This is a genomic window from Gilvimarinus algae (assembly GCF_030518215.1).
In the GTDB taxonomy this organism is placed as follows: Bacteria; Pseudomonadota; Gammaproteobacteria; order Pseudomonadales; family Cellvibrionaceae; genus Gilvimarinus; species Gilvimarinus algae.
Genome location: NZ_JAULRT010000056.1, coordinates 1 through 15,811, shown reverse-complemented (window position 1 = coordinate 15,811; position 15,811 = coordinate 1). Strand labels below are relative to the sequence as shown.

13 protein-coding genes and 1 tRNA gene are annotated in these 15,811 nt (G+C 54.4%); all 14 read right to left on the bottom strand.

What is annotated here, in order from left to right; all coding sequences use genetic code 11:
* Positions 1-168 (bottom strand): GTP-binding protein (locus QWI16_RS11250; protein ID WP_302713218.1); only part of this gene is annotated, 168 nt, incomplete at its 3' end.
* Between the two features lie 35 nt (positions 169-203).
* Positions 204-2,318 (bottom strand): elongation factor G, encoded by a 2,115-nt coding sequence (gene fusA, locus QWI16_RS11245; protein ID WP_302713217.1) that lies wholly within the window; start codon positions 2,316-2,318, stop codon positions 204-206.
* 83 nt (positions 2,319-2,401) lie between these two features.
* The gene (rpsG, locus tag QWI16_RS11240) at positions 2,402-2,872 is read right to left on the bottom strand and encodes a 30S ribosomal protein S7 (RefSeq protein ID WP_302713216.1); all 471 of its coding nucleotides are present in this window, start codon (positions 2,870-2,872) and stop codon (positions 2,402-2,404) included.
* A gap of 90 nt (positions 2,873-2,962) precedes the next feature.
* The gene (rpsL, locus tag QWI16_RS11235) at positions 2,963-3,334 is read right to left on the bottom strand and encodes a 30S ribosomal protein S12 (RefSeq protein ID WP_302713215.1); all 372 of its coding nucleotides are present in this window, start codon (positions 3,332-3,334) and stop codon (positions 2,963-2,965) included.
* Positions 3,335-3,542: 208 nt separating this feature from the next.
* Positions 3,543-7,769: a DNA-directed RNA polymerase subunit beta' gene (gene rpoC / locus QWI16_RS11230; RefSeq protein WP_302713214.1), complete on the bottom strand. Its 4,227-nt coding sequence runs from the start codon at positions 7,767-7,769 to the stop codon at positions 3,543-3,545.
* A gap of 87 nt (positions 7,770-7,856) precedes the next feature.
* Complete coding sequence (rpoB, locus tag QWI16_RS11225; protein ID WP_302713212.1) at positions 7,857-11,942, bottom strand: DNA-directed RNA polymerase subunit beta; 4,086 nt, start codon at positions 11,940-11,942, stop codon at positions 7,857-7,859.
* A 223-nt stretch (positions 11,943-12,165) separates the two neighbouring features.
* On the bottom strand, positions 12,166-12,540 hold the full coding sequence (rplL, locus tag QWI16_RS11220) for a 50S ribosomal protein L7/L12 (protein ID WP_302713211.1): 375 nt from the start codon (positions 12,538-12,540) through the stop codon (positions 12,166-12,168).
* Positions 12,541-12,605: 65 nt separating this feature from the next.
* Positions 12,606-13,100 (bottom strand): 50S ribosomal protein L10, encoded by a 495-nt coding sequence (gene rplJ, locus QWI16_RS11215; RefSeq protein WP_302713210.1) that lies wholly within the window; start codon positions 13,098-13,100, stop codon positions 12,606-12,608.
* Between the two features lie 219 nt (positions 13,101-13,319).
* Entirely contained in the window at positions 13,320-14,015 is a 696-nt protein-coding gene (gene rplA / locus QWI16_RS11210; protein ID WP_302713208.1) for a 50S ribosomal protein L1, read from the bottom strand.
* Position 14,016: 1 nt separating this feature from the next.
* Complete coding sequence (gene rplK / locus QWI16_RS11205; RefSeq protein ID WP_302713193.1) at positions 14,017-14,448, bottom strand: 50S ribosomal protein L11; 432 nt, start codon at positions 14,446-14,448, stop codon at positions 14,017-14,019.
* A 161-nt stretch (positions 14,449-14,609) separates the two neighbouring features.
* The gene (nusG, locus tag QWI16_RS11200; RefSeq protein WP_302713192.1) at positions 14,610-15,143 is read right to left on the bottom strand and encodes a transcription termination/antitermination protein NusG; all 534 of its coding nucleotides are present in this window, start codon (positions 15,141-15,143) and stop codon (positions 14,610-14,612) included.
* A 6-nt stretch (positions 15,144-15,149) separates the two neighbouring features.
* Positions 15,150-15,518, bottom strand: coding sequence for a preprotein translocase subunit SecE (secE, locus tag QWI16_RS11195; protein WP_302713191.1), 369 nt, complete (start codon positions 15,516-15,518; stop codon positions 15,150-15,152).
* Between the two features lie 34 nt (positions 15,519-15,552).
* Positions 15,553-15,628, bottom strand: a tRNA-Trp gene (locus QWI16_RS11190).
* Between the two features lie 42 nt (positions 15,629-15,670).
* A partial coding sequence (locus QWI16_RS11185) for an EF-Tu C-terminal domain-related protein (protein WP_502552980.1) occupies positions 15,671-15,811 on the bottom strand: 141 nt, incomplete at its 5' end.

Sequence of the window (15,811 nt, the reverse complement as noted above, 5' to 3'; positions counted from 1 at the left end):
CTCTTCCGGTGCGTTATCAATACCGTCAAACGCGACCGCCGAGCCACCCCATACTTCCGCACATACACGGGTCAGGGCCGCTGTAAGAGTGGTTTTACCGTGGTCAACGTGACCAATGGTGCCCACGTTGACGTGGGGCTTGTTCCGTTCGAACTTTTCTTTTGCCACTTGCTTTTCCTCTAATATGAATCAATCAGAATCAATTACCCACTGACGATATTGTTTTTCGCCATAATCTCATCAGTGACATTCTTGGGTGCCTCAGCATAGCCTTTAAACTCCATGCTGTAGGTTGCGCGACCCTGGGTCGCTGAGCGCAGATCGGTAGCGTAACCGAACATCTCCGCCAAGGGTACTTCAGCGTTAATAATCTTACCGCTGGTACTCTCGTCCATGCCCTGAATCAAACCGCGACGACGGTTGAGGTCACCGACCACATCCCCCATGTTCTCCTCAGGAGTCACCACTTCAACCTTCATAATCGGCTCAAGCAGCACAGCGCCGCCCTGCTGAGCGAGCTTTTTGGTTGCCATGGATGCGGCTATTTTAAACGCCATTTCGTTGGAGTCTACATCATGGAAAGAGCCATCGTACAAACTGGCTTTCAGCCCCAACAGCGGATAACCGGCCAGCACACCGTTTTGCATTTGCTCTTCGATGCCTTTGGACACAGCAGGGATGTACTCTTTGGGTACGGTACCGCCAACAATCTCGTTGACAAACTCCAAACCCTCGGCGCCTTCGTCCTCGGCCGGCTCAAAACGAATCCAGACATGACCGTATTGACCACGGCCACCCGACTGACGCACAAACTTGCCTTCAATTTCACAGGTGTTGCGAATGCGCTCGCGATAGGCCACTTGGGGTTTACCGATATTGGCCTCGACATTGAACTCGCGGCGCATGCGATCGACAATGATATCCAGGTGCAGCTCGCCCATACCGCCGATGATCGTTTGGCCAGTTTCCTCGTCGGTTTTCACACGGAACGAAGGATCTTCCTGCGCCAGCTTGCCGAGCGCGACACCCATTTTTTCCTGATCGGCCTGACTCTTGGGCTCCACGGCCACATGAATCACAGGCTCGGGGAACTCCATACGCTCAAGAGTAATCAAGTGATTGGGGTCACAGAGGGTGTCACCGGTGGTGACATCCTTGAAACCAATCCCGGCGGCGATGTCGCCCGCCAGAACTTCTTTAATTTCCTGCCGGTCATTGGCGTGCATTTGCACCATTCGACCAACGCGCTCTTTCTTACTTTTCACCGGGTTGAAGATCGTATCACCGGAGTTGAGTTTGCCAGAGTAGACCCGGAAAAAAGTCAAGGTACCGACGAACGGGTCCGTGGCAATTTTAAAAGCCAGCGCCGCAAAAGGCGCATCGTCGTCGGCTTCGCGGGTCTCTACGGTTTCGCCGTCTTTGAGCACACCCTCGATGGCTTTCACTTCGGTGGGCGCTGGCAGGTACTCGATCACGGCGTCCAGCACGGCTTGCACACCCTTGTTTTTAAAGGCCGAGCCGCCCAAAACGGGGATGATCTCATTGGCCAGAGTACGCTTGCGAATAGCCGCTTTGATCTCTTCCTCGGTAAGCGTTTCGCCCTCAAGGTATTTGTTCATCAGGTCGTCGTCCGCCTCAGCGGCCGCCTCGACCAAAAACTCGCGCATTTCCTCGCAGGTTTCACGCAAGTCTGCGGGAATGTCCTGATACTCGAAGGTCATGCCCATATCATCTTCATTCCAGATGATGGCCTGCATCTTAACGAGATCGACAACCCCTTTAAACTCATCTTCCGAGCCGATGGTCATCTGCAGAGGTACGGCATTGGCGCCCAGGCGCTCCCGTAATTGCTCGACAACCCGGGTAAAGTTAGCTCCGGTGCGGTCCATTTTATTGACGAAGACCATACGCGGCACTTCGTACTTGTTGGCCTGACGCCAAACGGTTTCGGTTTGCGGCTGCACACCCGATGAGCCACAGAGCACCACAATGGCACCGTCGAGCACGCGCAGAGAGCGCTCCACCTCAATGGTGAAGTCAACGTGCCCAGGCGTATCGATGATATTGACGCGGTGTTCTTCGAACTGCTGACGCATACCGCGCCAGAAAGTCGTTACAGCTGCTGAGGTGATGGTAATGCCACGCTCTTGCTCCTGCTCCATCCAGTCGGTGGTGGCAGCGCCGTCGTGAACTTCACCTATTTTGTGGGAGAGGCCGGTGTAAAACAGGACACGCTCAGTCGTTGTGGTTTTGCCCGCATCAACGTGCGCGCAAATACCAATATTGCGATAGCGAGCGATCGGCGTCTTACGTGCCACAGCTGTACTCTCCAATTACCAAATTCTTAAAATGGTAAAAGGCAGCCATAATAGCTGCCTTTTGTTTCTCAATGCTTACAGACTTAGAAGCGGAAGTGAGAGAAGGCCTTGTTGGCCTCTGCCATGCGGTGCACATCTTCGCGTTTCTTAACAGCAGAACCTTTGTTCTGCGATGCATCGATCAACTCGCCAGCAAGACGCTGTGGCATGGACTTCTCACCGCGTCCGCGGGAGTAATCCACCAGCCAGCGCATGGCCAGAGCGGTACGACGGGCCGGGCGAACTTCTACCGGAACCTGATAGGTAGCACCACCCACACGGCGGGACTTTACTTCCACCAGCGGCGCAATGTTTTCCAGTGCCTCGTCGAACACCTCAATCGGGTCACGATTGAGCTTTTCTTTAACAACGTCCAGCGCACCGTAGACGATACGTTCCGCTACGGACTTCTTACCACTGATCATTACGTGGTTCATGAACTTTGCCAGAGTCACATTGCCGTACTTGGGATCCGGCAAGACTTCGCGTTTCGCGACAACTCTTCTTCTTGGCATTTTAATAGCCTCTCTTCAGGAAATATCCAGGACTGCATCAACTGCGCCTGGCCTTACTCGGTTCTACACCGAAAACGTATGTCCTAGAACTTACTTAGGACGTTTGGTACCGTACTTGGAGCGACCCTGCTTACGGTTGTTAACACCGGAGGTATCCAGCGAACCGCGAACAGTGTGGTAGCGCACACCAGGCAAATCTTTTACACGACCGCCACGGATGAGTACTACGCTGTGCTCTTGCAAGTTGTGACCCTCACCACCAATATAGGAGGTGACCTCAAAACCGTTGGTCAGACGAACACGGCAGACTTTACGCAAAGCTGAGTTCGGCTTCTTCGGTGTTGTGGTGTAAACGCGGGTGCATACGCCACGTTTTTGCGGGTTAGCTTGCAGAGCAGGTACGTCGCTCTTTTGAACCTTACGTTTTCTCGGCTTACGAACCAACTGGTTGATCGTTGCCATGAAAATAAACTCCACAGATATATAAAACGCCCCACATTGGGGCTTGCTTAAAGGCAATGGCGTCAGCCATTCCCCACTTCTAAAAAAGCGGGTGGCGCATTGTAATGACACCCCCCACTTCCGTCAAGGCGCAATTGAGCAATAAACACCCTACCCCGGCACCGAAGTGCCGGGATTTACGCCAATTTGCCCCCTTTCGGGGCCAAGATCAGTCGCCGCTGGACTTGAGCGCTTCGGTCAGCGCTGCTTCCACGTCTTCGGCACTCACACCGGTATCGGCAATCTCCAGCGCTTCTTCGCGCTGACGCTTGCGTTCGCTGTGATACGCCAAACCGGTACCAGCCGGAATCAGACGCCCAACCACCACGTTTTCTTTCAGGCCGCGTAGACCGTCCTTCTTGCCGGTAACTGCCGCTTCGGTCAGAACGCGGGTGGTCTCCTGGAACGAGGCTGCCGAGATAAACGACTCAGTGGCCAGAGAGGCTTTGGTGATACCCAGCAACAGGCGCTCAAACTTGGCCGGCTGCTTGTCTTCTGAGCGCAGGCGTTCGTTTTCTTCCAGCACCTGGGTGTATTCAACCTGCTCCCCTTTCACAAAGCTGGAATCGCCCATACCGGTGATTTCAACCTTACGCAGCATCTGGCGAACAATGGTTTCAATGTGCTTATCGTTAATCTTCACACCCTGCAGACGGTATACGTCCTGAATCTCATTGGTGATGTAGCTCGCCAAAGCCTCAACACCTTTGAGACGCAAAATGTCGTGCGGGTTGCTCGGACCATCCGATACCACTTCACCCTTAACAACCTGCTCACCCTCGAACACTGTCAGCTGGCGGTGCTTGGGTATCAGCACTTCGTAGTGAGTTGAACCGTCTTCCAGAGGCTGGCCATCGTTGGGAGTAATCACCAGACGACGCTTGCCTTTAGTCTCTTTACCGAAGCTCACGGTGCCGGAGATTTCAGCCAAAATGGACGGCTCTTTCGGCTTGCGGGCCTCGAAGAGGTCGGCAACGCGCGGCAGACCACCGGTGATGTCGCGGGTTTTTGAGCCCTCTTGAGGGATACGGGCAATAACGTCACCCACCTCAATGGTATCTTTATCCGCGATGCTCAAAATCGCATGGGCCGGCAGCATGTAGTGCGCGGGCATTGTCGTGTTCGGCAAGCACAGCTCATTGCCACTTTCATCAGTGAGGGTAATCGCAGGACGCATGTCCTTACCCGCCGAGGGACGCTCGGAGGGATCCATGACCTCAATGGACGACAGGCCGGTCAGCTCATCCGTTTGGCGACGGATAGACAGGTTGTCCTCCATGCCGGAGAAATTCACCTTACCGGCCACTTCAGACACAATCGGGTGAGTGTGCGGATCCCACTTGGCGATAATTTGACCGCCATCGACTTTCTCGCCATCTTTCACCGAGATCACAGCGCCGTATGGAATCTTGTAACGCTCCCGCTCACTTCCCGAGGCGTCGGCCACGGCCAGCTCACCAGAACGAGACACGGCCACCAGATTGCCCTGCGAGTTGCTGACAACTTTGACGTTGATCAGGCGGATAGTACCTTCCTGCTTGACCTGAACGTTGTCAGCAGCAGAGGCACGCGAGGCGGCACCACCAATGTGGAAAGTCCGCATGGTCAGCTGAGTGCCCGGCTCACCAATGGACTGAGCGGCGATAACGCCAACCGCTTCACCGATGTTGGCGCGATGACCACGAGCAAGATCACGACCGTAACACATGGAGCAGATACCGGTCCGCGCGTCGCAGGTAATGGGCGAGCGCACCAGTACTTCGTCGATACCCATGCCTTCAATGCGCTCTACCCAAGCCTCGTCGATCATAGTGCCGGCGGGCACCAGAATCTCATCGGAGTTGGGGCGCACAACATCGCGGGCCACTACACGACCGAGGATACGATCACCCAGAGACTCAATAACGTCGCCACCCTCAATCACGGGCGCCATTTCCAGACCTTCATCGGTACCACAGTCGTTGAGTGTAACCACAAGATCCTGGGCCACATCCACCAGACGGCGAGTCAGGTAACCGGAGTTAGCGGTTTTCAACGCGGTATCTGCCAGACCCTTACGAGCACCGTGTGTCGAGATAAAGTACTGACCTACGTTCAAACCTTCCCGGAAGTTGGCCGTAATCGGCGCCTCAATAATAGAGCCATCTGGCTTGGCCATCAGGCCACGCATACCGGCCAGCTGACGAATCTGCGCCGGGCTACCACGAGCACCGGAGTCGGCGTACATGTACACCGAGTTAAAAGAGGTCTGCTGCTCCTCTTCGCCGTCTCGATTGATGACCGTCTCAAAGCTGATACCGTCCATCATAGATTTGGCGACCAAGTCGTTGGCGCGAGACCAAATATCGATCACCTTGTTGTACTTTTCGCCGGCGGTAACCAGGCCCGAAGCAAACTGGCTTTCAATTTCTTTCACTTCGCCTTCGGCGCGAGCGACGATTTCATATTTCTCGTCGGGAATGGCAAAGTCGTTCACACCAATTGATGAGCCAGACTTGGTCGAGAAGTCATAACCCATGTACATCAGGCGGTCAGCGAAGATAACCGTAGATTTCAAACCAACGGCGCGATAGCAGTGGTTGATCACACCGGAAATCGCTTTTTTCACCATCGGGCGATCAATCATTTCAAAGGGAATACCCTCGGGAACAATTTCCCACAGCAGCACACGGCCAACGGTGGTTTCCACCAACCGAGTAGAAGTTTGCTTCTCGCCTTCGCTACCAATGATGGTTTCATTGATGCGTACTTTTATGCGCGCTTGCAGCTCGATCTGGTGGCCGTAGTAAGCGCGGGACACTTCCGCCACATCGGCAAACACCATTCCCTCGCCTTTGGCGTTGATGCGTTCTCGGGTCATCCAGTACAAACCCAATACAACGTCCTGCGAAGGTACGATAATCGGTTCGCCCGATGCGGGAGAGAGGATGTTGTTGGTGGACATCATCAACGCGCGCGCTTCCAACTGAGCTTCCAGGGTCAGCGGTACGTGAACCGCCATCTGGTCGCCGTCAAAGTCGGCGTTGTAGGCAGCACAAACCAGCGGGTGAAGCTGAATGGCTTTACCTTCAATCAATACAGGCTCAAACGCCTGGATACCCAAACGGTGCAGTGTCGGTGCACGGTTGAGCAGTACCGGGTGTTCGCGAATGACTTCATCCAGGATATCCCAGACCACCGCTTCTTCACGCTCTACCATTTTTTTGGCGGCTTTGATGGTGGTAGCAAGACCGCGCAACTCAAGCTTGCTGAAAATAAACGGCTTGAACAGTTCCAGAGCCATTTTCTTCGGCAGGCCACACTGGTGCAGGCGCAGAGTAGGACCGACCACAATCACCGAACGGCCAGAGTAGTCCACACGCTTACCCAGCAGGTTCTGACGGAAACGACCCTGCTTACCTTTGATCATGTCGGCCAGAGATTTCAGCGGGCGCTTGTTAGAACCGGTAATCGCACGGCCACGACGGCCGTTATCCAGCAGCGCGTCTACAGACTCTTGCAGCATACGCTTTTCGTTGCGCACGATAATGTCAGGGGCGTTGAGATCCAGGAGGCGCTTCAAGCGATTGTTACGGTTGATCACGCGGCGGTACAGATCGTTCAGATCAGACGTCGCAAAACGTCCGCCATCGAGCGGAACCAGCGGTCGCAGATCTGGCGGCAACACCGGCAGCACTTCCATTACCATCCACTCGGGGTTGTTACCGGAAAAGTGGAAAGCCTCCAGCAGCTTCAGGCGCTTGGAGTACTTCTTGATCTTGGTTTCCGAGTTGGTATTGGGAATTTCTTCACGCAGATGCTGAATTTCTTCCTCGAGGTTGATGTCTGCCATCAACGCCTTGATGGCTTCGGCACCCATCAACGCTTCAAACTCATCCCCAAACTCTTCCATCGCCTCGAAGTACTGCTCATCGGTCAGCAGCTGGCCGCGCTCGAGCGTGGTCATGCCCGGGTCGGTAACGACATAGGACTCGAAATACAACACGCGCTCAATATCGCGCAGCGTCATATCCAGCAGCAGGCCGATACGACTCGGCAGCGACTTCAAGAACCAGATGTGGGCAACCGGACTCGCCAGTTCAATATGGCCCATACGCTCACGGCGCACTTTAGCCAAGGTGACTTCTACACCGCACTTTTCACAAATGATGCCGCGGTGCTTCATGCGCTTGTACTTGCCGCACAAGCACTCGTAATCTTTTACCGGGCCAAAAATCTTGGCACAGAACAGACCTTCACGCTCTGGCTTGAAGGTACGGTAATTGATGGTTTCAGGCTTTTTAACTTCACCGAACGACCAAGAGCGAATCATTTCCGGCGATGCCAGGCCGATACGAATCGCATCAAATTCTTCAGTTTGTCCCTGGGACTTGAGCAGATTAAGTAAGTCTTTCAAGGCACTTCCTCCAGTGGGCTCCAGTAAGTGCAGTTTGCACACGTGGCGGGGCTAAGCCCCGCTTACCGATTTAGTTCGATGGACGTTTTAGTCGTCCTGCTCCAGTTCCATATTGATACCGAGGGCACGAATCTCTTTAACCAATACGTTAAAGGACTCGGGCATGCCCGGCTCCATACGGTGGTCGCCGTCGACAATATTCTTGTACATTTTGGTTCGGCCGGTGACGTCGTCCGATTTCACGGTCAACATCTCCTGCAGGGTATAGGCGGCACCATAAGCTTCGAGCGCCCAGACCTCCATCTCACCGAAGCGCTGACCACCAAACTGCGCCTTACCACCCAACGGCTGCTGAGTAACCAGGCTGTAAGAACCGGTGGAACGGGCGTGCATCTTGTCGTCCACCAGGTGGTTCAGTTTCAGCATGTACATATAACCAACGGTCACCGGACGCTGGAAAGGATCACCGGTACGGCCATCATACAACTGCATTTGCCCAGAATCAGGCACATCGGCCAACCGCAGCAGCGCTTTGATCTCATGCTCCTTAGCACCGTCGAACACCGGAGTCGCCATGGGGACACCACCGCGAAGGTTGTTCGCCAGATCCATCACTTCACTGTCCGAGAAGCTCGCCAAATCTTCCTTGGCGTAGACGTCACCGGTTTCGTTGTAAATCTCTTCGAGGAAGCCACGCACTTCTTTAACGGCTTTTTGCTGGCGGATCATGTCGTCAATCTTGACACCAAGCCCCTTGGCGGCCATGCCCAAGTGAGTTTCCAGAATCTGCCCCACGTTCATACGCGACGGCACACCCAGTGGGTTAAGAACGATATCCACCGGCTCACCTTTGGCGTCATAGGGCATGTCTTCCACCGGCATAATCACCGAAATCACACCCTTGTTACCGTGACGGCCAGCCATCTTGTCACCCGGCTGAATACGGCGCTTGATGGCCAGGTAAACCTTGACGATCTTCAGTACGCCCGGCGCCAGATCATCGCCCGTAGACAGCTTGCGCTTCTTGTCTTCAAAGCGCTCGTCCAGGTTCTTACGACACTCAGCCAGGCGCTCTTCGGCACGGTCGATCTGCTCGTTAAGGGCGTCATCGGCCACGCGCAGCTTGAACCACTGTTCGGTTTGCAGGCTGTCCAGCAGCTCATCGGTGAGCACATCGCCTTTTTTCACGCCTTTGCCAGCGGCGACTTTTTGATCGCGGATGACACTGCGCAGACGATCCAGAGTCGCCGCTTCCATGATGCGATATTCCTCGTTGAGATCTTTACGTACCTCATCGAGCTGGGCTTTTTCAATTTCCAACGAGCGCTGATCTTTCTCCAGGCCGTCGCGGGTGAATACCTGAACATCGATCACCGTACCCTTGGTGCTGGAAGGCACACGCAGAGAGGTATCTTTAACGTCGGATGCCTTTTCACCAAAGATGGCACGCAGCAGTTTTTCCTCTGGGGTCAACTGAGTTTCGCCTTTCGGAGTCACCTTGCCCACCAGAATGTCACCACCGCCGACTTCGGCGCCGATGTACACAATGCCGGACTCGTCGAGCTTGTTCAGCGCGTTCTCGCCCACATTGGGGATATCAGAGGTGATTTCTTCACTGCCGAGTTTGGTATCGCGAGCGATACAGGTCAGCTCCTGAATATGGATAGTGGTGAAGCGATCTTCCTGCACAACACGCTCGGACACCAAAATAGAGTCCTCAAAGTTGTAGCCGTTCCAGGGCATAAAGGCGATGCGCATATTCTGGCCCAGCGCCAGCTCGCCCATATCCACAGACGGGCCGTCCGCCAGGATATCGCCACGCAGAACTTCATCACCGACATTCACAATGGAACGCTGGTTGATACAGGTGTTCTGGTTAGAGCGGGTGTATTTGATCAGGTTGTAGATATCCACCCCGGCATCGCCGGACTCGACTTCTTCGTCGCGCACCTTGACCACAATACGGCCGGCATCAACGCGATCAATCACACCGCCGCGCTTGGCGACCACACACACACCCGAGTCAGAGGCAACATTGCGCTCCATACCGGTGCCCACCAGCGGCTTTTCAGCTTTCAGGGTCGGCACAGCTTGGCGCTGCATGTTTGAACCCATCAGTGCGCGGTTGGCGTCATCGTGCTCAAGGAACGGAATCAGCGACGCGGCCACAGAGACCACCTGGCGCGGCGACACGTCCATCAGCTCGACTTCGGCCGGGCTTTTCAGGGTAAAGTCATTCTGGTGACGCACGGACACCAGATCTTCAATCAGTTTGCCGCTATCGTCGAGCTTGGCTGAGGCCTGGGCGATAACAAACTCAGCTTCGTTAATGGCCGAGAGGAATTCGATATCGTCAGTGACCTTGCCGTCTTTAACGCGGCGATAAGGCGTTTCCAGAAAGCCGTAGCTATTGGTACGCGCGTAGGTGGCCAGCGAGTTAATCAAGCCAATGTTCGGACCTTCGGGCGTCTCAATGGGGCAAACGCGCCCATAGTGCGTCGGGTGTACGTCGCGCACCTCAAAGCCGGCGCGCTCACGGGTCAAACCGCCGGGGCCAAGAGCCGACACGCGACGCTTGTGAGTCACCTCAGACAGCGGGTTGTTCTGATCCATAAACTGCGACAGCTGCGACGAGCCAAAAAACTCTTTAATCGCGGCAGCAACGGGTTTGGCGTTAATCAGATCCTGAGGCATCAGGCCTTCGCTTTCAGCCATGGACAGGCGTTCTTTGACCGCCCGCTCAACGCGCACCAAGCCAACCCGGAATTGGTTCTCGGCCATTTCGCCTACTGAACGAATGCGGCGGTTACCCAAGTGATCGATATCGTCCACAACACCCACGCCATTGCGAATGTCGATCAGGGTTTTCATCACATCGACGATATCGTCGTTCGACAAAGTGCCTTCACCGAACTCTTCTTCACGGCCGAGACGGCGGTTGAACTTCATGCGGCCAACGGCCGACAGGTCATAGCGCTCTTGAGTAAAGAACAGGTTGTTGAACAGCGCTTCGGCAGACTCTTTGGTCGGCGGCTCACCGGGGCGCATCATCCGGTAGATTTCCACCAGCGCTTCAAGCTGCGTGCGGGTCGGGTCGATGCGCAGGGTATCGGACACAAACGGACCGCAGTCGAGCTCGTTGGTATAGAGTGTTTCAATAGTTTGCACACCGGCTTTGGCCAGCACTTCCAGAGTGTCAGCGGTAATCTCGGTGTTACACTCAAGCACTACCTCGCCAGTTTCTGGGTCGACAATGTCTTTTGCCAGAGCACGGCCCAGCAGGTAATCCGCCGGCACGGCCATTTCATCAACACCGGCTTTTTCCAGCTGGCGAATATGGCGCGCCGTGATGCGACGACCTTCTTCAACCAGGACCTTGCCTTTCTTGTCTTTGATATCAAAAGTGGCCACGTCCCCACGCAGGCGTGAGGGAACCACTTTAAAGGTAAACTGGCCATCTTCGCCCAGAGTAAAGGCACTGGTCTCGAAGAACATGTCCAGCATTTCCTGGGAGCTAAAGCCCAAGGCACGCAGCAGGATGGTGGCCGGCAATTTACGGCGACGATCGATACGCACGTACACGAGATCTTTGGGGTCAAACTCAAAATCCAACCAGCTACCGCGGTAGGGGATGATCCGCGCGCTGTACAACAGCTTGCCTGAGGAATGAGTTTTACCTTTGTCGTGATCAAAGAAAACACCCGGTGAGCGGTGCAGCTGGGACACGATCACCCGCTCGGTACCATTAATCACGAAAGTGCCGTTGTCGGTCATGAGCGGAATTTCGCCCATGTACACTTCCTGCTCTTTGATGTCCTTGATGGCTTTGTTCGCTGATTCTTTATCGTAGATGATCAGCCGAACTTTTACGCGCAGCGGCGCCGAGAAGGTCACCCCACGCAAAATACATTCGTTAACGTCAAACGCCGGCTTGCCCAGGTTGTAGCTCACATACTCGAGCGCAGCATTTCCGGAGTAACTGACAATCGGGAATACAGAGCGGAAGGCGGCGTGCAAGCCGACATCAAAACGCTCTTCGCCAGACGCATCGGCCTGGGTAAATTTTCTGTATGAATCCAGCTGAATCGCCAAAAGATAAGGCACATCCATGACGTGTGGCAATTTGCCAAAGTCCTTGCGGATACGTTTTTTCTCAGTGTATGAGTAAGCCATCTGTATTCCCCAGCTTGTTCACGGATCGGGCTAACAGGCCGCAAACGCCAAAAGCGCTATTAAACTGTCCCTACTGCGGCGGTGCCGATGTACACGGCGCACAGTGTCGGCTGCGAGCACTGCCCGGTCATATCAATCGACCGAAAACGGAAAAAGGCTGGCGGGATTAACCCACCAGCCCAGCGTCCAACACAAAGGTCAGACTGTTTGCGAGCAAAAGCGATTACTTCAGCTCGACAGAAGCACCTGCTTCTTCCAACTTGGCTTTGGCTGCTTCGGCATCTTCTTTTGAAGCGCCTTCTTTAACAGCTTTCGGCGCTTCTTCAACGATCGCCTTAGCTTCTTTCAGGCCCAGACCGGTGAGCTCGCGAACCGCTTTAATAACGTTTACTTTCTTCTCGCCAACAGCAGTCAGAACAACGTCAAACTCGGTTTTCTCTTCAGCAGCGCCGCCAGCGTCGCCACCGGCAGGACCAGCAACAACTGCTGCTGCTGCAGATACGCCAAACTTTTCTTCCATTGCAGAAACCAGTTCTACAACGTCTTTTACTGACATCTCAGCAATCGCTTCGATGATATCTTCTTTAGTTACAGACATTTCCAAATTCCTATCTGTTTAGAGCCGCAGCTCTAATGAATGTTGAGAAGAACCAGCCTGGAAAATCAGGCAGCTTCCTGTTCTTTGCTGTCGCGAATGGCCGCAATAGTGCGAACCAGTTTGCCAGCAGAAGCTTCTTTCATCACGCTCATCAGCTTGGCGATGGCTTCGTCGTATGTCGGCAGTGATGCCAGCATAGCGATGTCAACAACTTCGCCTTCAAAGGCCGCTGATTTGAGTTCCAGATTGTCATTGTCCTTGGCGTAATCTTTCAAAATACGCGCACCGGCACCTGGGTGCTCGGTTGAAAATGCAATCAGGGTAGGACCGACAAAGCTCTCTAGGAGACATTCGTAATCGGTGCCTTGTACAGCGCGACGGGCCAGAGTGTTGCGAACGACTTTCAACCACACGCCGTTCTCTCTCGCCTCTTTACGCAGAGCAGTCATTTTGTCTACCGTCACGCCACGTGCATCGGCAACAACAGCAGACAGAGCGCTCTTCGCAGCTTCCTGGACTTCAGCGACAATCGCTTTTTTACCTTCAAGTCCTAATGCCACGGGATTTCTCCTGGGTTTGACAGACACGTCTGTCGTTTTGTCTAACAACCGGCTAAATACTTCTTAACCGGCAATGATTCGGTGAATTCATTCGGCTGTGCCGAAGAGGGTCCACCGTCTGCGTAGGCTGGTGGATTAAGACCCGCTCTTTACAAGCCGCGGCTCGCCTACGGTCTTTGACGGCCTGCGCCAGGCGCAGACCCCAAAGTTCGGTCTGGCTTACACCGCCAGGGAAGACTGATCGATCACCAGGCCCGGACCCATGGTCGTGCTCAGTGCGATCTTCTTCAGGTATACACCTTTAGCGGTTGCCGGCTTGGCTTTTTTCAAATCGGCCAGCAGCGCTTCCAAGTTCTCTTTAATGGCGTTCGCTTCAAAAGTCAGCTTGCCAATACCGCCGTGAATAATACCGCCCTTGTCAGCGCGATAACGCACCTGACCGGCCTTGGCATTTTTAACAGCAGTGGCCACATCCGGCGTCACAGTGCCAGTTTTAGGGTTGGGCATCAGACCGCGAGGGCCGAGGATTTGACCCAACTGGCCAACAACGCGCATTGCATCCGGAGAAGCAACTACCACGTCGAAGTCCATCTTACCTGCTTTAACCTGGTCAGCCAGATCGTCCATACCGACCAAATCAGCACCGGCCGCTTTGGCAGCATCGGCATTGGCACCCTGAGCAAAGACGGCTACACGCACATCTTTACCGGTACCGTTAGGCAGAGTGGTGGCGCCACGAACAGACTGATCTGATTTACGCGGATCGATACCGAGGTTAACGGATACGTCAACGGTCTCGGAGAACTTTACAGAAGACAGCTCTTTGAGCAGGGCAACAGCGTCTTCTACGCTGTACTGCTTGCTGCGATCGACTTTTTCAGCGATAGCGCGCTGACGCTTGGAAAGTTTCGCCATGTTACACGCCCTCCACATCAAGACCCATTGCACGGGCAGAGCCGGCAATTGTACGTACCGCTGCATCCATATCGGCTGCAGTCAGATCCGGCTCTTTTGCTGTCGCAATCTCTTCCAATTGAGCGCGGGTTACAGTACCCACCTTCTTGGTGTTAGGATTGCTCGAACCAGACTTGATACCGGCGGCTTTTTTCAGCAAGTAAGAGGCCGGCGGGGTTTTCATCGCAAAGGTGAAGCTGCGATCATTGTAAACGCTGATCACAACCGGCACCGGCGCACCCGGCTCGAGGTTTTGGGTCTGGGCGTTAAACGCTTTACAGAACTCCATAATGTTCACGCCGTGCTGACCCAGAGCGGGACCAACCGGCGGACTTGGGTTTGCCTTGCCTGCACCAACTTGCAGCTTGATGTAGGCTTGTACTTTCTTAGCCATATCACTTCTCCAGTTATGGGTAGTAACGCCTCCGGAAGGTGAAGCACCTTCCCTCACAGGCTCCCCTGTTAACCCGGCAGGCCATCAACCTGCCGAGGACGCAAAAACCTCCCTCTGCGCCAGGCAAAGGAAGGCAAAAATATCTCCCGTTCAGGAGACGATCAAGATTTCTCTACTTGACCAAACTCCAGCTCTACCGGGGTCGAGCGACCAAAAATCAGCACCGCCACACGCAGGCGGCTCTTTTCGTAATTCACCTCTTCAACGACACCATTAAAGTCGTTAAAGGGCCCATCAATAACACGGACCATTTCGCCCGGCTCAAACATGGTTTTAGGCTTGGGCTTCTCAATAGAGTCATCCACACGCTGGAGGATGGCCTCGGCCTCTTTATCGGTAATCGGCGCAGGTCGATCCGCCTTGCCACCAATAAAGCCCATTACCCTTGGAGTATCTTTAACCAGGTGCCATGTGTCGTCATTCAACTCCATGTGCACGAGAACATAACCAGGGAAGAACTTGCGCTCGCTCTTGCGCTTTTGACCGCCGCGCATTTCCACCACCTCTTCGGTGGGAACCAGCACTTCGCCGAACACGTCCTGCATCTGATGCAGCTCAATCCGCTCGCGCAGAGAGCTTGCTACTTTCTTCTCGTAGCCAGAATACGCGTGCACTACGTACCAACGCTTCGCCATTTATGCCTATCCTATTATCTTGGAGGCGACAAAACCGAAAATGGTGTCCAGCCCCCAGAGAATCAACGCCATCACTATCACCACGGCAACAACCAGCAAGGTTGTTTGATTGGTCTCCTGGCGAGTGGGCCACACCACCTTGCGCACTTCGACAATGGATTCGCGCAACAACTGAATCAGCGCGCTCCCCTTGGCGGTTTGCGAGGCGACAGCCAGACCAACCAGAGCCAGGGCCACCAGCGCCAACACCCGATACAACAAGGGCTGGGCAGAGTACACGGAGTTACCAACCACCCCCACGGCCACTACTGCAATCACCAGAAGCCATTTAACGACGTCCAGGCGATACTCTTTGGGCTCGGCTTTTGTACTCATTCGACTGACAACCTACACTCAAGCAATGACAAAATGGCAGGCCAGGAGGGACTCGAACCCCCGACATTCGGTTTTGGAGACCGACGCTCTACCAACTGAACTACTGGCCTAAAAATCGTTGGGGCAGCTCTCGGCTGCCCCGGTCATCGATCTTACTCGATGATTTTGGCTACCACGCCAGCACCAACGGTACGGCCACCTTCACGAATCGCAAAGCGCAGACCGTCTTCCATCGCTACCGGGTGAATCAGCGTAACACTCATCTGAATGTTATCGCCCGGCATAACCATCTC